Consider the following 16,429-nt stretch of genomic DNA (forward strand, 5'->3'; position numbering starts at 1 on the left):
CCATACCGCGGGTGACGCCGGCCGGCGGCCTCCCGCGGAGGTGAGGCTGGCAGCGCGGACACGCCGCATCCACATCCCGACCCGAAAGGACGGCCCTCATGTCCCTGTCCCTCATCACCCGATCCCGAGCCCTGGCCCCTCGACTCCGGCAGCGGTGGCGCGAGCTCACCGCCGCCGGGGAATCCGGGATGTCGACCGCCGAGTACGCCGTCGGGACCCTGGCCGCGTGTACGTTCGCGGCCGTTCTCATCGCCGTGGTCAAGTCCGGCACGGTCAGCGCGGCCCTGACCAAGCTCGTCACCTCCGCGCTCGCCATCGGGAGCTGACGTGACGTCGCGGGTGCGGGTGACGGTGGGCGAGATCCGGTCTGCGCGTGAGGCGGGCATGGTCACGGCCGAGACCGCCGCCGTCCTCCCGGCGATCGTCCTCGTCCTCGCGCTCGCGTTGACCTCCGTCCGGATCGGCATCGACCAGGTCAGGTGCATCGACGCCGCCCGCGCCGGGGCACGGGCCGCGGCGCGGGGAGACACCGAGGCCGACGTGCGGGCGGTGGCCGAACGCGCGGCGCCGCGAGGATCGACGGTCACCGTCTCGCGCGACGGCGGCGATGTCGTCACCACCGTCACCGCACCCACGCCCCTGGATCTGCCCGTGATCGGAGACCTGCCCGCACCGGTCGCCCGCGCGATCTCCCCCGTCGAAGGGGCCGGGGCGGGCTGGGGGCGCACATGAGCGCAGATCGTTCGCCGCGGATCTTCCGAAGCGGGCGCTCACCTCGACGACGACCTCATCGAGCCGTGATCTCCCAGGGTGGAGCCGGCGCCCGCGGTGGTGGTCCCCGCACGACCGTGACCCTGCGGGACCCCGAAGCGGGCCACGCGACGGTGCTGGCCGCGGGGTCGATCGGTGCCCTGGTGATCGTGCTGGTGGCGGCGTTGCTGCTGACGTCGGCAGTCATCGCCTCACATCAGGCGCGCGCCGCCGCCGATCTCTCGGCCCTGGCCGCGGCCCGTGGCTCAGCGCCCTCGTGCGACGAGGCGCGCCGGGTGGCACGCCTGCACCGGGCGACGGTGCACGAGTGCCGACCCGACGGGGCGTACGTGGACGTACTGGTCGGCGTACTCCCGGCCGGGGCCGCCGCCCGATTCGGGGAGGCCCAGGCACGGGCCCGCGCCGGCCCCGAGACCGGAGAGGAACTCAGCGGTGGTGACGACCGAACCGGCCCGTGATGGCCGAGGCGATGTCGAGGTAGGCCTCCCGCGTCGCCGGACGCAGCTGGTCCCACTCGAGCAGAGACCCGTCCGCGACGTGCGGGTCGGCCGGCACGACGATGAGGTCGCCCGCCTTCCACAGGTGCTGGGTGACGGCCTCCTTGTCCACCGACTTGCTCACGATGTCCTTGGCGGTGAGCACGACGACCGAGCTGCGCGCCAGGTCCTCGAAGCCGTTGTCCTCCAACCACTCGATCGACTCCGCCGCGCGCTTGGCGCCGGTGATCGACCACGCCGCCGGGATGACGACCGTGTCGGCGAACCGCAGGATGCCCGCCATGAGCGGGTGCGTCACACCGGTGCCGCAGTCGATCTGCACGAACGAGTAGTACCGCTGCACGACGTGCATGATGTTCTCGAAATCGCGCGAGCTCAGGGAGTTTCCGAGCGTCGGGTTGGGTTCGCCGGGCAGGACGGTGAGCCGGCCGCTCGTCGCGGTGTACCGGGACAACTCGTCGAGACTCGTCACCTTGTCCACGTCGTGGGCGAGGCTGGTGATGCCCGACAGCTTCTCGCCGATGAGACGCTCGGCGAGGTCACCGGCGTCGGGGTTGGCGTCGATGGCGAACACCGGGTCGGGACGCAGGTCGGACAACGCGATCGAGGTCGCGGCCGTCGTCGAGGTCTTGCTGATGCCGCCCTTGAGGCAGAAGAACGCCGTGACGTGCCGGCCGCGCAACTGGGTCGCGATCCGCGCCTCACGGTCACGCTCCCGGCGCTCCTTGGCGGACAGTCCGGGGTTCCACCGGCCACCGGTCACCGAGTAGGCGGAGGCCCGCCAGCCGGCACGGGGGCGACGCTCGCGCGGCCGCACCATGGGCGCCGTCCACTGCGGCCGATCGATCTGCGGGAGCTGTGGCGAAGGATCCTGCGGGACGGACGCGCCGTCGTCCGGGGGAGCCGCGATGGCCTCGGTACGAAGGCCACCGTCGGGGCGATGAACGGAATCCACGGAGTCGTCCTGGGGGTCGAAAGACAGGGGTATCAGGACATTGGTCCAGATTTCAGCTCGTGTCAAACATCGTCATACCGAACGCCCAGCGCCGACAGAGGTTTCCGCGTCCACCAGAAGGTCGAGAAGGGTGATCGCGGCGGCCTTGTCCAACGGTTCGTTGCCGTTGCCGCACTTGGGCGAGTGCACGCAGGAGGGGCACCCCGACGAGCAGCGGCACCCGGCCACCGCGTCCTTGGTCCGCCGCAGCCATTCGTGCGCGCGCTCATACCCCTCGGCGGCGAATCCCGCCCCGCCCGGATGCCCGTCGTAGATCATGATCGTCGGCAGGCCGGTGTCGGGATGGCACGCGGTCGAGACGCCCCCGATGTCCCATCGGTCGGCGGCCACGAGCAGCGGCATCAGACCGATCGCCGCGTGCTCGGTGGCGTGCAACGCCCCCGGCAGCGTGGCGTCGTCGATCCCCGCCCCGGCGAGCGCGTCGGGCGTGATCGTCCACCACACGGCGCTGGTCGTCATGGCCCGTTCCGGAAAGTCGAGCGGGTGCTCGCCGAGGACCTCCCCGAGGGGAGCCGCCGCAGGAACGACGTGACGCGCGAGCGCACAGACACCCGGCCGGTGTGCGCGGCGACGCCGCCCAGGTCACGCCGGTCGGAGGTGTCGAGGACGACGAACGAACTCTGCGAACGGGCCGTCGTGATCCACCCGGGGTCGCCCGCCACCACGTGCGCGGTGCCGTCGTCGAGATCGAGCTCCCGCACCACGTAGGTCCGCCCCTGGTGCAGGTGGACGGCGCCGGTGTGGACGGAGGCCTCCGCGCGGGCGGCGTCCACGGTGCCGATGACGCGCCCGGTGGAGTTCTCGACGACGCGGACCTGCGGCCCCACCCCTCGGATGGGCAGGTCGTCGGTGGGACGTTCGTCCCGTGTCCAGAACCACCCCGTCGGCCGACGACGCAGGAGCCCGACGTCGGTGAGCCGGGCGAGCAGCGCCGGCGCCGCCGGGCCGAAGATCGTCTCCTCCGGTCGCAGCGGCAGCTCGTAGGCGGCGGCGAGCAGGTGCGGGCCGAGGATGTGCGGGTTGTCCGGCGAGACGACGCACGCCTCCAGAGGGCGGTCGAACAACGCGTCGGGGTGCGTGACGAGGTAGGTGTCCAGCGGGTCCTCGTCGGCGACGAACAGCACGAGGCTGCGCCGCCCCGACCGCCCGGCTCGGCCCGCGCGCTGCCACCAGGCCGCGGTGGTCCCGGGCCACCCCGCGAGGATCACCGCATCCAGGCCGCTCACGTCGATGCCGAGCTCGAGGGCACTGGTGGCGGCGACCCCGCGCAGCGCACCCTCACGCAGATCGCGTTCGAGGGCCCGCCGATCCTCGGGGAGATATCCGCCGCGGTAGGCCGCGACCGCACTCGGTGGCACCTCACCCGCCGACCTCTCCGCCACCACCTGCCGGGCGATGTCGGCGACGACCTCCGAGCCAGCCCGGGAGCGGCCGAACGCGACGGTCCGGACGTCACGGCAGACGAGTTCGCCCAGCAACTCACCCGCGTGGGTGAGGGTGGACCGGCGCGAGGTGCCGTCCTCGGGCGCCGGGTCGAGGAGCGCGAGTGTCCGCTCTGCCGCGGGCGACCCGTCCACGGTGAACGCCTCGACGTCCAGACCCAGGAGTGCCGACGCGTGCTCGGCGGGCCGGGCGACCGTGGCCGAGGCGAAGGCGAACGTCGGCGCCGCCCGATGGTGCGCGGCGACCCGGCGCAGACGGCGCAGTACGGCACCCACGTGGGTCCCGAAGACCCCCGGTAGGCGTGGCATTCGTCGACCACCACGTAGGCCAGATCCCGCAGGAACGCGGCGAATCGACCATGCCCCGGCAGGATCGAGTGGTGCAGCATGTCCGGGTTCGTGAAGACGACGTTCGCGTGACGACGGATCCACGCGCGTTCGTCGGCCGGGGTGTCCCCGTCGTAGACGGCGGCTCGCACACCGGGGATCTCCAGTGCCTCGACGTGCGCGAGCTGGTCGGCGGCCAGGGCCTTCGTCGGCGACAGGTACAGCATGGTCGCCGGGCGAGGTCGGCCGAGGCTCACGGCGGTGAGGGCGGGCAGTAGGTAGGCGAGGCTCTTGCCCGACGCAGTCCCCGTGGCGATGACGCTGTGTCGCCCGGCGTGGAGCGCCTCGGCGGCCTCCACCTGGTGGTCGTACAACGTGGTGATCCCGCCCAGCTCGAACGCCCGACGCACCTCCTGACCTGCCCACTCCGGCCAGTCGCGGGTCGTCGGCGGGCGCGCCGGCAGGGTCCGGACCGCCGCGAGTCGCGGCGTGGACGGCGGGAGCCCGGCGAGGACGGCGAGGGGACCGAAGGGGGACATTGCCGCCACCGTACGTCCCTTGTCGGGAGCCCGACTGCGGGCCCCGGATCGCGCAGTCTAGAGTAAAACCGCCGGGAAGGAGGCGCAGATGAGCGAGCTGTCAGTGTCGAGCCACGAGCAGGGGCGTTTCACCGTCGTCGAGGCCAATGGAGACATCGACCTCATCTCGGCCCCCGTGCTGCGCGGCAGCCTGGAGTCGCTGTTCCGCGACTCCCGCCTCGCGTTGATCATCGACCTCCGCGGGGTCCCGTTCCTCGACTCCTCCGGCCTCGGCGTCCTCGTGGGTGCCCAACGGGCGGTGCGACCCCGCGGCGGCGACATCCGCCTCGTGTGTCATGAACCACGTGTCCTGCGCGTGTTCTCCATCACGGGCCTGGATCAGGTCTTCTCCATCTACGACAGCCCCGAATCGGCCATCGAGGACGGCGGGGTGAAGGCCGCTGCAGACGGGGCGGAGTGATCCTTGCGCAGTGACACGGTGAACCCGCGATGAACGACCGGGGGCATTCACTTTGTTCCCCTCGAATTGACCATCTTGAATGGTGGGTTTGGTTGCTCCCGGTGGGTAGCGACCAGTAACTTCGATGACGTGGCCGAGACCAGTGCCATGCCGGACGATGGGACGGGAATGGAGTGTCCTTGGTCGCCTCGGGGAGTCCGCTGCCCGCGAGGAGCGGACGGAAGAACTGTTCGCCCACGCGGAATCGCTGACCGACATCGCCGAACAACAGACCTGCCTCGACGAGATCGTCCTGCTGAACGCAGGAGTCGCGGAGGCACTGGCAGGTCGTTACTCCCAGCGGGGTGCCGACCCCGAAGATCTGGTCCAGGTCGCGTACCTGGGCCTCGTCAAAGCGGTGCAGGGGTATCGCCGCGGCGAGGGCCCGGGGTTCCTCGCCTATGCCGTGCCGACGATCTCAGGTGAGATCAAGCGGTACTTCCGCGATCACGGCTGGATCGTGCGACCGCCTCGCCGGCTCCAAGAGCTGCGGAGTGCCGCGGTGACGACGGCTGCCGACCTCGAGCAGATGTGGGGTCGTCCGCCGACCAAGAGCGAGATCGCCGAGGGCCTCGGCGTCGCCGAGTCCGAACTGGTCGAGGCCGAACAGTCCCGCGTCGGGTTCACCGCGCTGTCCTTGGACGCGCCGGTGCGCGACGACGGTTCCGCCGTGCTCGGCGACCTGTTGGTCGACGAGAACAACGCGTTCGAGCACGTCGACGACGCCGAGATGTTGCGCCCGGCCCTGCAGATGTTGACGCCCCGAGAGCGGCACATCCTCCTGCTGCGCTTCGTCCGGGGTCTCACCCAGGAACAGATCGGGCGAGAGATCGGCGTCAGCCAGATGCAGGTGTCGCGGCTGCTGACCAAGATCCTCGACGGCCTGCGCGAGCAGCTCGAGGTCACGGGCCAGACCGCCTCGATGGGCTGAGACTCAAGAGCGTCGGGACGCGGGCGACCGCGCCTGTTTCTCGCCGTCACCTCCCGTCGGGGATGATCTTCTGGTGCCTGGTCTCGGAGTGATGTCGTGATGCCCGGATCGCTGCCGGATCGACGCAGCGTTCTGCGCGCCGCCCTGTTCGGGGTCGGTGCGGTCGGTCTCGGCGCGTGTACCGCGAACCCGTACCGGAGCGGACCCTCCGGTGGCGGCGCTACGACCGGCGCCGTCCCCACGCAGGCGACCGGGCGCGAGGTCGAGTTCCAGGGCGCGACCTACCGGGTACCGCCGCGCGCAACACGCGTCGTCACGCTCGGCGACGCGAGCCTGCAGCCGGTCCTCGACGTCGGTGGGCCGGTCGTGGCGACGTCCTCGATCGCGCTCGCGACCATGCCCCCGTCGCGGCGTCCGGCCGTCCGCGAGATCCCGGTCGTCGGTCGCGGGCGCGAGGGGGACCCGATCACCGCCGCCGACGTCGCGGAACACACCCCCGACCTGGTCTTCGCGGCCGAGGGGACCCCGCGTGACCTCGTCACCGAGGTGGGCCGGGACGTGCCGGTGGTCCTCGTCCGCACCTCGGGTGAGTTCCGCCGGGACTGGCAGTCCCGCGTCGGCGGGGTCGCCGAGATCCTCGGATCCGACGCCCTGCCCGGGCTCCTGGCCTCCTACCGGGGTCATGCCGACCGCATCCGTCAGCGCCACGCGGCCACCCTCGAGCGGGTGCGGGTCGTCGTGCTGCGCGCCTGGGACACCGAGCGCATCACGGCCTACGGCCCGGACTCCGCGATCGGTGCGATCTACGCCGACGCCGGGGTGCGGTTCGTCCCCACCGTCCAGGGCGAGGCCGCCCGCGCGGCCGGCGGTGAGGTCGACGACGCCAAGGCGAACGTGTCGCGCTACCTCCAGGGCGCCGACATCGTCATGCTCGCGAGCGACTATGCCGGCGGTCTGGACGCGTTCACGGGGGCAGCCTCGCGACCTCGGACGCCGTGACCGGCCACGTGCGGCGCACCGGCGCGGTCCTGACCGGCGCGGGAGTCCTCGCCGTCACGAGCTTCGCCCAGGTCCACTACATCCTCGACAGGTTGGACGAGGCCCTCACCGCGGCCGCCGCCTGACCGAGTGCCCGCCACGGCGAGGAGGCCGGCGTCTCCTACTGTGTGGCTCATGGATGAGACCCGGACCGAGGCGGGCGCTCCGTCCTCCGCGCAGACCGCCACGGCCTACGGCCAGTCGCCTCCCGTCCCCGTCCTCCCACCGGAGCTCGTCGACCCCCTGCGCCGCGACCTGTCGGAGGCCGACTACACCGTCGAGGGGATCACCGCCGCCCTGGGCGACGTCGCGGCCGGTGCGATGATGCGCGGCGACCTCGTGCCCGCACGCCGGGTGATCGCGGGTCAGGGAGGAACGCCGCTCGCCGTGCTCCTGCGCCTGTTCGCCCTCGGCGACGCGGTCGACGAGGAAGCGCTGGCCACGGCTTTTCCGCGCACCGGGGCCGCCGGGGTGCGCCGCGTCGGTCTGGTGGCGGGCGTCGACACCGGCGTCGTCGCCACCTGTGACTTGCGCCCCTACGGCGACGAGAGTGCCACCTGGTGGATCGCCTCCGACCTGGGGGAGATCACGACCGGGCGGCCGCTGCATCCCGATCACGTCCTCGGGGTGGGCGGGGCCTCGCTCACCCTCGCCGCCTGGACCCCGCGCCTCCCGGCACCACGGGTCCTCGACCTCGGCACCGGCTGCGGGATCCAGGCCCTGCACGCCGCCGCCCAGGCGCAGGAGATCGTCGCCACCGACCTCTCGGAGCGGGCCCTGGCCTTCGCCGCCTTCACCGCGGCGCTGGCGCAGCAGCGCTGGGATCTGCGTCGGGGGATCTGTTCGAGCCCGTCGCGACCGGCGAGCCCGACCGGTTCGACCTCGTCGTCAGCAACCCGCCGTTCGTCGTCAGCCCGCGTGCCTTCGGGCTGCCGGTCTACGAGTACCGCGACGGCGGGCGGCCCGGCGACACGCTGGTGGAGTCGTTCGTCCGCGGGGTGGGCCGGCATCTGACGCCCGGCGGGCTGGCGTGCTTCCTCGCCAACTGGGAGGTCGGGCAGGACGCCGACTGGCGTGACCGCTGGCGCACCTGGCTCGCGACCCCCGAGTGCGCCGGTCTGGACGCCTGGGTACTGGCGCGCGAACGCCAGGACGTCGCCGAGTACGCCGAGACGTGGGCCCGCGACGGCGGTCACCGCCCGGGCAGCGCCGAGCACGACCGCTGGATCGAGGCGTGGCTGGAGGACTTCGAGTCCCGCGGGGTGCAGACGATCTGGTTCGGCATCGTGTTCCTGCAACGTCCGGTCGACTCCCGCTCGCGGTGGATCGACCTCACCGAGGCCACCGGCGCCGTGGAGTCCCCGATGGGACCGGCGATCGCGCGCGGGCTGGCGGCCCGGACGCGTCTGCACGACCTCGACGACGACGCCCTCTTCGCGACGACCTGGGTCGCCGCCCCCGACGTCACCGAGGAACGGCACACCCGGCCCGGCGAGGCCGACCCCGACGTCATCGTGATCCGGCAGGGAGGCGGGCTCCGGCGGGTCATCCGGGCCGACACGGCCCTCGCCGCGTTCGTGTCGGTGTGCGACGGCGAGTTGGCCGGCGACGTGGCCATCACGGCGATCGCCGCCCTCACCGGCGTGGAGCCGGAGGTGGTGCGCGCCGCGGTGATCGGGCCGCTGCGGGAGCTGGTCGCGGACGGACTTCTCGTCCCGGCTCCGGCGTCGGGGCCGGCGTAGACCGCGGGATGAGGGCGTCGACCTCACGGTGGGATGCTCATACGCCGATGGGACATCGCCGAGCGCCACGCGCTACGGTGTGGCGAAACCTCGCTGCCCCCGTGGCACAGGTCGAGGGATGGGGCAGCGACGAATCCGCTGCAGGTGAAAGGAAGCCGACCAGTCGTGTCTGCAAGTGAACCGCGGCGTCTCGTCATCGTCGAGTCGCCGGCCAAGGCCAAGACCATCGCCGGCTACCTCGGTTCGGGATACGAGGTGGAGGCGTCCGTCGGGCATATCCGCGACCTCCCCAACCCCAGCGAGCTGCCGGCGGACATGAAGAAGGGGCCCTACGGCCGGTTCGCCGTCGACGTCGACAACGGGTTCGACCCCTACTACGTCATCGACGCGGACAAGAAGAAGAAGGTCACCGAGCTGCGTCGCGCCCTCAAGGACGCCGACGAACTCCTGCTCGCCACCGATGAGGACCGCGAGGGCGAGGCCATCGCCTGGCACCTGCTCGAGGTGCTCAAGCCCAAGGTGCCCGTCAAACGGATGGTGTTCCACGAGATCACCAAGGAGGCCATCCGGCGCGCCGCGGGGAGACCCGCGACCTCGACCACGCCCTGGTCGACGCGCAGGAGACCCGCCGCATCCTCGACCGTCTCTACGGGTACGAGGTGTCGCCCGTGCTGTGGCGCAAGGTGCGTCAGGGCCTCTCGGCGGGCCGCGTGCAGTCGGTGGCCACCCGCATGGTCGTCGAGCGGGAGCGCGAGCGCATGGCCTTCCGCGTCGCCTCCTACTGGGACGTGACCGGCCGGTTCGACACCCAGGCCGACCGGGTGGAGTCCTTCACCGCGAGGCTGTCCTCGCTCGATGGAACCCGCGTGGCCACCGGACGCGACTTCGGCGACGACGGCCGGCTCAAGAGTGCCGTCACCCACCTCGACGAGGCGGGTGCGCGCGCGGTGGCCGAGGCCGTGGCCAGGGCGAGCGCGACCGTCCGCGAGGTCAGCGAGAAGCCCTACTCCCGCCGTCCCTCCGCACCGTTCACGACCTCCACGCTGCAGCAGGAGGCCAGCCGCAAACTGCGCCTGTCCAGCCGCAATGCCATGCGCGTCGCGCAGCGGCTGTACGAGAACGGCTACATCACCTATATGCGGACCGACTCGACCACGTTGAGCGATTCCGCCCTCACCGCCGCGCGCAGCCAGGCCCGCGACATGTACGGCGAGGAGTACGTGCCGAGCAGCCCGCGCCGGTACGAGAAGAAGGTCAAGAACGCCCAGGAGGCGCACGAGGCCATCCGCCCGGCCGGTGACACCTTCCGCACCCCGGCGCAGGTCGCCGGTGAGCTGCGGGGTGAGGAGTTCGCGCTGTACGAGCTCATCTGGAAGCGCACCGTCGCCTCCCAGATGGCCGACGCGAAGGGATCCACCGCCACCGTCAAGCTCGTCGTCCCCACCGCGGGGGCGATGGTCGGGGGCGCGGCCACCCAGCAGGCCGAGTTCTCCGCCAGCGGCACCGTCATCACCTTCCGCGGCTTCCTCGCCGCCTACGAGGAGGGCCGCGACGAGGACGAGCGCGCCGCCGCGCAACTGCGCGAGGAGGACCGCCGCCTGCCGCAGCTCACCGAGGGCACGGGTCTGGACGTCACGGAGGCCGAGGCCGACGGACACGAGACCGCACCGCCCGCCCGCTACACCGAGGCCACGCTGGTCAAGGCCATGGAAGAGCGGGGCATCGGACGCCCGTCGACGTACGCGGCGACGGTGGCGACGATCCAGGACCGCGGCTACGTCGGAATCCGCGGCACCGCCCTGGTGCCCACGTGGCTCGCGTTCGCCGTCACCCGCCTGCTCGAGGAGCACTTTCCGAGCCTGGTCGACTACGCGTTCACGGCCACGATGGAGGCCGACCTCGACGCCATCGCCCGCGGCGACGCCCAGCGCGTCGACTGGCTGCAGAAGTTCTACTTCGGCGACGAGGTCGCGCACGCCGAGGGGCTGCGGCACCTCGTGGAGAACCTCGGCGACATCGACGCACGGGAGATCTCCACGATCTACCTCGGCGAGGGCATGGTCGTGCGCGTCGGCCGGTACGGGCCGTACGTGCAGGAGGAGGTGCCCGCGGGCGTCGACCCGGCGACCGGCGAGGTCACGGGTGAGGCCACCGGTGAGGCCACGCAGGCCAAGGAGACCCGACGGGCGTCGATCACCGACGACATCGCCCCCGACGAGATGACCCCGGCCAAGGCGCGGGAGATCCTCGAGCAGGCCTCCGACGACGGGCGTGAACTGGGCGTCAACCCCGAGTCCGGACGCCAGGTCCTGGCCAAGGCCGGACGGTACGGGCCGTACGTCACCGAGGTCCTCACCGAGGCCGAGTCCGAGCTCAAGGGCAAGAACAAGCCCAAGCCCAAGACGGCCAGCCTGTTCAAGGACATGGACCTGGCCACGATCGAGCTCCCGGCCGCGTTGAAGCTGTTGTCGTTGCCGCGCGTCGTGGGCACCGACGCCGAGGGCGTCGAGATCACGGCACAGAACGGCCGCTACGGTCCGTACCTCAAGAAGGGCACGGACTCGCGCTCGCTGACCACCGAGCAGCAGCTCTTCGACGTCACGGTCGAGGAGGCGCTCGCGATCTACGCCCAGCCCAAGCAGCGAGGTCGCGCCGCGGCCAAGCCGCCGCTGGCCGAACTCGGGGAGGACCCGGTGTCGGGGCGCCCGGTCGTCGTCAAGGACGGCCGCTTCGGTCCGTACGTCACCGACGGCGAGACCAACGCCACGCTTCGACGCGACGACGACCCCGAGACCATCACGGCCGAGCGCGGATTCGAGCTGCTCGCCGACAAGCGGGCCAAGGGCCCGACGACCCGCAAGCGGGCGACGAAGAAGACCGCGAAGAAGACGACGAAGAAGGCGGCCTCCAAGAAGACGGCCACCAAGAAGACGGCGTCGACCAAGACGACCGCCAAGAAGTCGTCGTAGCGAAGGACGAGCGCGCGTCGATGACGCGACAGTACGCAGAGGCCGTGGACGAGATGTCCACGGCCTCTGCGCTGTTCGGGGTGGTGCTGCGCGGGGTCTCAGCCCTGACGGGCCTTGAAGCGCGGGTTCTGCTTGTTGATGACGTAGAGGTGCCCGCGGCGGCGGACGACCTTCGATCCCGGTGCTGTGGCGAGCGACCGGATGGAGGCGCGGACCTTCATCGGAGTCCTTTCGTGGTGGGTGTGGTGGTGGGTTCTGGGCACTGGGTGGGCGGTCGAGCTCACCAACTCGACTTGGTCACTCCGGGCAGTTCGCCGGCGTGGGCCATCTCGCGCAGGCGCACGCGTGACAGGCCGAACCTGCGGTAGACGGAGCGGGGGCGACCGTCGACGACGTCGCGGTTGCGCAGCCGGGTCGGGCCGGCGTCGCGTGGCAGCTTCTGCAGGGCGCGGCGGGCCGCCTCGCGTTGCTCGTCGCTGCTGTCCGGCGAGGCGAGGACGCGCTTGATCTCCGCGCGCCGCTCGGCGTACCGGGCGACGATCTCGCGCCGCTGGGCGTCCTTGGCGATCTTGCTCTTCTTGGCCATCAGCGCTCCTCCCGGAACTCGACGTGGCGCCCCGCGCGCGGGTCGAACTTGCGCAGCCGCAGACGGTCGGGGTCGTTGCGGCGGTTCTTGCGGGTGACGTACGTGTAGCCCGTCCCCGCGGTGGAGCGGAGCTTGATGATCGGGCGCACGTCGGTGTGCCTGGCCATCAGAGCTTCTCCCCTCGGGCGAGCAGGTCGGCGACGACGGCGTCGATGCCGCGGCGGTCGATGACGCCGATCCCCTTGGGGCTGACGCGCAGCGTGACCTTTCGGCCGAGGCTCGGCACGAGGTAGGTCTTGCGCTGGACGTTGACGTTCCAGCGGCGCTTGGTCCGGCGGTGGCTGTGCGAGATCGAGTTGCCGAACTGCGGCGCCGCCCCGGTCACCTGGCAGCGTGCGGACATGTCTCCTCCTGTGCTAGTAATGATAACTATTCGCATCAAGGTACAGGAGGCGTTCGTGCAAGAGGGAATCCACCCCGACTACCACCCCGTCGTCTATCGCGACCGCGCCGCCGGGTTCGCGTTCCTCACCCGGTCGACCGCCACACCCGCAGCGACGATCGAGTGGGAGGACGGCCACACCTACCCGGTGGTCGACGTCGAGGTCTCCGCGGCTAGCCACCCGTTCTGGACCGGCACCGCCCGCGTGCTCGACAGCGAGGGACGCGTCGAGAAGTTCCGCCGTCGCTATGCCCGCGGCGGTAGCCACGGGCGTGCGGGGGAGCCGCGATGATCCCCGTCGTCACGTGCTGCTCGGTCGATGAGGTGTTGCGGTCCTCGGTGACCGGGGGTTGCTGCTCGACCTGCCGGGCGCCGTCGTCATCCGGCACGACATCGATCCCGAGGCCGGCACGCTGCGGCGGCTGGTTCACAACGCCGGCGGCACGATCGAGGACCGGACGCGCGAACTGGCGCACGCCTGCCTCGGGTGCGCGTTGCGGGAGGACATCGTCCCGGCCATCCGTGAGGCGACGCTGCGCCGGCCGCCCGCGATCGTCCTCGCCCTGCCCGTGACGGCCGAACCCGTGCCGGTCCTGCGGGCGCTCACCGAGCTCTCCGACGAGGGTCTGATCGCGGTCGGTGCGGTCCTCACGGCGCTGGAGGCGGGGGACGTCGCCTGGGACGTCTGCGGCGACGACCTGTTGCGCGAGCGGGGACTCGCGCTGTCCGCCGACGACGAGCGGTCCCTGGGCGAGGTGCTGGCCCGCCAGATCGAGGGTGCCGACGTGGTCGTGAGCGACCGGCCCTTCGACGCCCTGGGTGACGCCCTCGTCGATCACCTGACGCCGCCGGCGACCTCGCGCATGCTTCTGCACGAGGTCGAGGCGGCCTCCCTGCTGGCCACGATCGACCGTGAGGATCTGCTGCGCCGGGGCGATCCGGTGTCGGTGACACCGAGCGAGTGCGCGCCGCGCGAAGGGGTCTGGACCGTCGAACTCGAGTCGTGGCGACCGTTCCACCCCGGTCGCCTGAGGGAGAACCTCGAGGCCCTCGGTGCCGGTCCCGGGCGCAGCCGCGGCGTGTTCTGGCTGCCCACCCGCCCCGACCTCGTCTGTCACTGGGACGGTGCCGGCGGCCAACTGAGCCTGGGCAACCACTCGACGTGGACGGGGGTCGGATGCCGGGCGTGCACGCGGCTGGTCGTCACGGGAGTGGACGGCGAACCGGCCGACCTCGCCCGGGCGTTCGAGAAGACACTGCTCACCGACGCCGAACTGGCCGCCGGCCTGGCCGGATGGGCGGGCAAGGACGACGGGTTCGACCCCTGGCTCGGCGAGCGCCGAGGTGCGGCCTGAGGGCCCCCGGGTGTGGCCCCGACCGGAACGCCGAGCGCGCGATTCGCCGAGACCGTCGCCTATAGCGGGCGGTTTCGGCGCGAGATGGCCGACCCGGACGGCACGAGGCACACGAACAACACGAACAACACTGTGGGTCGACACCGACGATCCACCGACGACGAAGGAGACGACCATGGCAGTTCCCAAGCGCAAGATGTCCCGGTCCAACACCCGCTCGCGCCGAGCGCAGTGGAAGGCCACGCCGGCCGATCTCGTGCCGGTCACCGTGCAGGGCAGGCGGGTTCAGGTGCCGCGACGCCTGGTCCGGGCCGCTCAGCTCGGTCTGGTCGACCCCGCGCCGGTCGACTGACCGGCCGGCACGATCCCGGCCACCTCAGGTGCGGGGGCGGGGACCCTCTCCCCGCTGCCGGGCGTCCTCGACCGCCGCCTCCACCTCCCGGAGTCCCTCCGCGCTGATCAACTGCAGGTCGTGGGCGATCCGCGCCGCCTCGTCCCAGGTGTCGACGGTGTACACGCCCTCCCGGGCCCAGTCGGCGCGGGTGCGTGCGTCGACACCGACGACGTCGTGGATGAACACGGCGGCCACGTGGTCGCCGTAGTCGCGGCGGGCCTGGAGACCGACCTGGGCGTCGGCCTGGCCGCTGTCACCGCAGAACACCATCCGGCACTCGGGAAAGAGGCGCCGGTCGCGTGAGATGTTCTGGATCTTGCGGTCGGCGATCGCAGTCTTGGTGTGCAGGTTGAGCAGCGACCCACCCATGATCGAGTGCGACGGGAGGTCGAGCTCGCCGAGCGCGTCCCGCGTGTACCGCTCGACCAGTCCTGCCGGGCCCGCCGGACGCGCCGTGACGAACGTGAGGTCGCCCGGCCGGCCGGGGTTCGCGCCGCCGCCGTCGTCGAGCGCCCGCAGGAACGCCTCGATGCCGGGATAGATCGTCCCCTTGGGGTAGCGGTCGTCGTGGATGGCGCTCTTGAGGGTGTCGTCGATGTCGCACAGCACCCGGACGTCGCGGACCTGTCCGACCACGCGTGCCTGCTCGGCGATGTGCGCGAGCAGCCTCTCCCGCGGCGCCTCCCCGAGGTCGTCGTAGACGAGTTTCTCCAGGTCGTGCATGTCGCCCTGGCTGTTGAGCAGGTACTTGACGTCGAGGAACCGCCGGCTCCGCAGGCGGGTGAGCAGGCTGACGAGCGCGGCGCCGCCGTCGGGGGAGATGCCACGCCGATGAGCTGCATGCGCGAACCGGGCGATGGCCAGGTCGGAGAGGTCGTCGACCTTCGGGGTGGACTGTCGGCTCGGACGGGTGTGCACCAGCAGGGCTCCCGGCTCGATCCGGGCGGCCAGCGCGCGCACGCCCTCGACGACGTCACCGTCGACCTGGACCCGCTGGGGTCGGTCGACCTCGACGGTCACCCGGTCGCCCCGTCGCTGGCTGAGTCCGGCCGGGCCGCGGTAGCGCGGACGGATGCCGTAGGCGGCCACCCGCAGCCACTTCCAGGCCGAGTCGGGATCGACGACGCTCAGATGCAGGACCCCGTCGTTCGGTCGGGCGTGGTCGACCAGCGTGACGCCCCCGGGCAACCGGCCCGTGTTCGAGACGAGCACCGACCACGCCGTCTCCTCACGCGGCTCGGTGTCGTCCAGCCGCACGCGCATCGGGATGAGGTCCGCGGACAGACGTCGCAGGCCGGGCAGGACGTAGGACATCCAGCCGACGTCGCTCTTGTGGTGGGCGTTCACGTCGGCGACGGTGTCGGCGTCGTGCCCGATCCCCACGACGACGAGGAACGGCCGCTGCCGAGTGCCCTCCGTCGTCGTCAGCTCGACGCGGCCGAGGTCGGCCGGTTCGGGGGCGCCGGCGATGGCCCACCGGGCGAGGCGGCGCACCTCGTAGCCGTGCAGACCGGCGCTGCGGGCGTAGAGGTTCGCGGTCCCCGTGGGGAGGATGCCCAGGGGGACGCCCGTGCCGGCGAGGACCCCGGCGACCTCCACGACCGTGCCGTCGCCGCCGACGGCCACGACGACGTCGGCGCCGGCCTCGAGGGCCGCCCGGGCCTGCGGACCGCCGGGGGAGTCCGGCGTGGTCTCGAACACCAACGGCGCGGGCATCTCGAGGAACCGGCACCGGTCCCGCACCGCCTCCAGAGCCGGGACCGATCCGCGGTGGATCGGGTTGAGGACGACGGCGACCTGTCTGCGCGAGGGTGCGTTCACGCACGTCAGTGTGCCGGGAGCGTGACCTCGCCGCCATGCGGAGGCCCGAGGGGATGACAGG

The 16,429-nt window shown here is 71.8% G+C and carries 21 protein-coding genes and 2 pseudogenes; 14 read left to right on the forward strand and 9 right to left on the reverse strand.

Annotated elements, in window-relative coordinates; all coding sequences use genetic code 11:
* Window positions 1-98 precede the first annotated feature (98 nt).
* The 3 genes from QQK49_RS01775 (at window position 99) to QQK49_RS01785 (ending at window position 1,229) form a co-directional block, all read left to right on the forward strand.
* Window positions 99-326, forward strand: a complete 228-nt coding sequence (locus QQK49_RS01775; RefSeq protein WP_284302393.1) for a DUF4244 domain-containing protein — start codon at window positions 99-101, stop codon at window positions 324-326.
* Between the two features lies 1 nt (window position 327).
* Window positions 328-732 carry a TadE family type IV pilus minor pilin gene (locus tag QQK49_RS01780; RefSeq protein ID WP_284302394.1) on the forward strand — a complete coding sequence of 135 codons (405 nt, stop codon included), beginning with the start codon at window positions 328-330 and terminating at the stop codon, window positions 730-732.
* 65 nt (window positions 733-797) lie between these two features.
* The gene (locus QQK49_RS01785; RefSeq protein WP_284302395.1) at window positions 798-1,229 is read left to right on the forward strand and encodes an Rv3654c family TadE-like protein; all 432 of its coding nucleotides are present in this window, start codon (window positions 798-800) and stop codon (window positions 1,227-1,229) included.
* Here QQK49_RS01785 and QQK49_RS01790 read toward each other — a convergent pair.
* The 4 genes and pseudogenes from QQK49_RS01790 to QQK49_RS22510 form a co-directional block, all read right to left on the reverse strand.
* Complete coding sequence (locus QQK49_RS01790; protein ID WP_284302397.1) at window positions 1,198-2,223, reverse strand: MinD/ParA family ATP-binding protein; 1,026 nt, start codon at window positions 2,221-2,223, stop codon at window positions 1,198-1,200. The genes QQK49_RS01785 and QQK49_RS01790 overlap by 32 nt on opposite strands.
* Window positions 2,224-2,295: 72 nt before the next feature.
* Window positions 2,296-2,742 carry a Zn-binding domain-containing protein gene (locus QQK49_RS22500; protein ID WP_348536045.1) on the reverse strand — a complete coding sequence of 149 codons (447 nt, stop codon included), beginning with the start codon at window positions 2,740-2,742 and terminating at the stop codon, window positions 2,296-2,298.
* The gene (locus QQK49_RS22505) at window positions 2,739-4,034 is read right to left on the reverse strand and encodes a DEAD/DEAH box helicase (protein ID WP_348536046.1); all 1,296 of its coding nucleotides are present in this window, start codon (window positions 4,032-4,034) and stop codon (window positions 2,739-2,741) included. Before QQK49_RS22505 ends, QQK49_RS22500 begins: the two co-directional genes overlap by 4 nt.
* A gap of 38 nt (window positions 4,035-4,072) precedes the next feature.
* Window positions 4,073-4,369: pseudogene (locus QQK49_RS22510) on the reverse strand (DEAD/DEAH box helicase); the annotation flags it as partial.
* Between QQK49_RS22510 and QQK49_RS22515 the strand changes: the two are divergent.
* The 8 genes and pseudogenes from QQK49_RS22515 to topA all read left to right on the forward strand — a co-directional run bounded on the left by QQK49_RS22515 (window position 4,344) and on the right by topA (window position 11,770).
* Window positions 4,344-4,469 carry a hypothetical protein gene (locus QQK49_RS22515; RefSeq protein WP_348536274.1) on the forward strand — a complete coding sequence of 42 codons (126 nt, stop codon included), beginning with the start codon at window positions 4,344-4,346 and terminating at the stop codon, window positions 4,467-4,469. The pseudogene QQK49_RS22510 and the gene QQK49_RS22515 overlap by 26 nt on opposite strands.
* A gap of 210 nt (window positions 4,470-4,679) precedes the next feature.
* Window positions 4,680-5,051 carry an STAS domain-containing protein gene (locus tag QQK49_RS01800; RefSeq protein ID WP_284302398.1) on the forward strand — a complete coding sequence of 124 codons (372 nt, stop codon included), beginning with the start codon at window positions 4,680-4,682 and terminating at the stop codon, window positions 5,049-5,051.
* 157 nt (window positions 5,052-5,208) lie between these two features.
* On the forward strand, window positions 5,209-6,021 hold the full coding sequence (locus QQK49_RS01805) for a sigma-70 family RNA polymerase sigma factor (RefSeq protein ID WP_284302399.1): 813 nt from the start codon (window positions 5,209-5,211) through the stop codon (window positions 6,019-6,021).
* A gap of 99 nt (window positions 6,022-6,120) precedes the next feature.
* Complete coding sequence (locus QQK49_RS01810) at window positions 6,121-7,020, forward strand: ABC transporter substrate-binding protein (RefSeq protein ID WP_284302400.1); 900 nt, start codon at window positions 6,121-6,123, stop codon at window positions 7,018-7,020.
* Window positions 7,017-7,145, forward strand: coding sequence for a hypothetical protein (locus QQK49_RS01815; RefSeq protein WP_284302401.1), 129 nt, complete (start codon window positions 7,017-7,019; stop codon window positions 7,143-7,145). The genes QQK49_RS01810 and QQK49_RS01815 overlap by 4 nt, the downstream gene beginning before the upstream one ends.
* Before the next feature lie 49 nt (window positions 7,146-7,194).
* Window positions 7,195-8,073 (forward strand): DUF7059 domain-containing protein, encoded by an 879-nt coding sequence (locus tag QQK49_RS22520; protein ID WP_348536047.1) that lies wholly within the window; start codon window positions 7,195-7,197, stop codon window positions 8,071-8,073.
* Window positions 8,037-8,801 carry a hypothetical protein gene (locus QQK49_RS22525; RefSeq protein ID WP_348536048.1) on the forward strand — a complete coding sequence of 255 codons (765 nt, stop codon included), beginning with the start codon at window positions 8,037-8,039 and terminating at the stop codon, window positions 8,799-8,801. Before QQK49_RS22520 ends, QQK49_RS22525 begins: the two co-directional genes overlap by 37 nt.
* 165 nt (window positions 8,802-8,966) lie before the next feature.
* A pseudogene (gene topA / locus QQK49_RS01825) lies at window positions 8,967-11,770 on the forward strand (type I DNA topoisomerase).
* A gap of 98 nt (window positions 11,771-11,868) precedes the next feature.
* On the opposite strand, the gene ykgO reads toward topA, so the two are convergent.
* The 4 genes from ykgO to rpmB are packed head-to-tail and all read right to left on the reverse strand — an operon-like array spanning window position 11,869 to window position 12,759.
* The gene (gene ykgO, locus QQK49_RS01830) at window positions 11,869-11,991 is read right to left on the reverse strand and encodes a type B 50S ribosomal protein L36 (RefSeq protein ID WP_284302402.1); all 123 of its coding nucleotides are present in this window, start codon (window positions 11,989-11,991) and stop codon (window positions 11,869-11,871) included.
* A gap of 59 nt (window positions 11,992-12,050) precedes the next feature.
* Window positions 12,051-12,356, reverse strand: coding sequence for a 30S ribosomal protein S14 (gene rpsN, locus QQK49_RS01835; RefSeq protein WP_284302403.1), 306 nt, complete (start codon window positions 12,354-12,356; stop codon window positions 12,051-12,053).
* A complete protein-coding gene (gene rpmG, locus QQK49_RS01840; RefSeq protein WP_284302404.1) occupies window positions 12,356-12,523 on the reverse strand; it encodes a 50S ribosomal protein L33 in 168 nt (55 codons plus the stop codon). Before rpmG ends, rpsN begins: the two co-directional genes overlap by 1 nt.
* A complete protein-coding gene (rpmB, locus tag QQK49_RS01845; RefSeq protein WP_284302405.1) occupies window positions 12,523-12,759 on the reverse strand; it encodes a 50S ribosomal protein L28 in 237 nt (78 codons plus the stop codon). The genes rpmG and rpmB overlap by 1 nt, the downstream gene beginning before the upstream one ends.
* Window positions 12,760-12,814: 55 nt before the next feature.
* Here rpmB and QQK49_RS01850 point away from each other — a divergent pair, with 55 nt between their 5' ends.
* The 3 genes from QQK49_RS01850 (at window position 12,815) to rpmF (ending at window position 14,505) form a co-directional block, all read left to right on the forward strand.
* Window positions 12,815-13,090, forward strand: a complete 276-nt coding sequence (locus QQK49_RS01850) for a type B 50S ribosomal protein L31 (protein ID WP_284305800.1) — start codon at window positions 12,815-12,817, stop codon at window positions 13,088-13,090.
* A gap of 58 nt (window positions 13,091-13,148) precedes the next feature.
* The gene (locus tag QQK49_RS01855; RefSeq protein ID WP_284302406.1) at window positions 13,149-14,153 is read left to right on the forward strand and encodes a GTP-binding protein; all 1,005 of its coding nucleotides are present in this window, start codon (window positions 13,149-13,151) and stop codon (window positions 14,151-14,153) included.
* Between the two features lie 175 nt (window positions 14,154-14,328).
* Entirely contained in the window at window positions 14,329-14,505 is a 177-nt protein-coding gene (gene rpmF, locus QQK49_RS01860) for a 50S ribosomal protein L32 (RefSeq protein ID WP_284302407.1), read from the forward strand.
* A gap of 24 nt (window positions 14,506-14,529) precedes the next feature.
* Here rpmF and QQK49_RS01865 read toward each other — a convergent pair whose 3' ends face one another.
* On the reverse strand, window positions 14,530-16,368 hold the full coding sequence (locus QQK49_RS01865; RefSeq protein WP_284302408.1) for a diacylglycerol kinase family protein: 1,839 nt from the start codon (window positions 16,366-16,368) through the stop codon (window positions 14,530-14,532).
* Window positions 16,369-16,429: the final 61 nt, after the last annotated feature.

It is taken from the genome of Mobilicoccus caccae (genome assembly GCF_030161635.1).
GTDB classification, from domain to species: Bacteria; Actinomycetota; Actinomycetes; order Actinomycetales; family Dermatophilaceae; genus Mobilicoccus; species Mobilicoccus caccae.

Bases quoted from the DNA above. Each gene is read 5' to 3' on its own strand.
- QQK49_RS01775 (WP_284302393.1), top strand. From the start codon at position 99: ATGTCCCTGTCCCTCATCACCCGATCCCGAGCCCTGGCCCCTCGACTC.
- QQK49_RS22500 (WP_348536045.1), bottom strand. From the start codon at position 2,742: ATGACGACCAGCGCCGTGTGGTGGACGATCACGCCCGACGCGCTCGCC.
- QQK49_RS22505 (WP_348536046.1), bottom strand. From the start codon at position 4,034: ATGCCACGCCTACCGGGGGTCTTCGGGACCCACGTGGGTGCCGTACTG.
- QQK49_RS01800 (WP_284302398.1), top strand. From the start codon at position 4,680: ATGAGCGAGCTGTCAGTGTCGAGCCACGAGCAGGGGCGTTTCACCGTC.
- QQK49_RS01805 (WP_284302399.1), top strand. From the start codon at position 5,209: ATGGGACGGGAATGGAGTGTCCTTGGTCGCCTCGGGGAGTCCGCTGCC.
- QQK49_RS01810 (WP_284302400.1), top strand. From the start codon at position 6,121: ATGCCCGGATCGCTGCCGGATCGACGCAGCGTTCTGCGCGCCGCCCTG.
- QQK49_RS22520 (WP_348536047.1), top strand. From the start codon at position 7,195: ATGGATGAGACCCGGACCGAGGCGGGCGCTCCGTCCTCCGCGCAGACC.
- ykgO (WP_284302402.1), bottom strand. From the start codon at position 11,991: ATGAAGGTCCGCGCCTCCATCCGGTCGCTCGCCACAGCACCGGGATCG.
- rpsN (WP_284302403.1), bottom strand. From the start codon at position 12,356: ATGGCCAAGAAGAGCAAGATCGCCAAGGACGCCCAGCGGCGCGAGATC.
- rpmG (WP_284302404.1), bottom strand. From the start codon at position 12,523: ATGGCCAGGCACACCGACGTGCGCCCGATCATCAAGCTCCGCTCCACC.
- rpmB (WP_284302405.1), bottom strand. From the start codon at position 12,759: ATGTCCGCACGCTGCCAGGTGACCGGGGCGGCGCCGCAGTTCGGCAAC.
- rpmF (WP_284302407.1), top strand. From the start codon at position 14,329: ATGGCAGTTCCCAAGCGCAAGATGTCCCGGTCCAACACCCGCTCGCGC.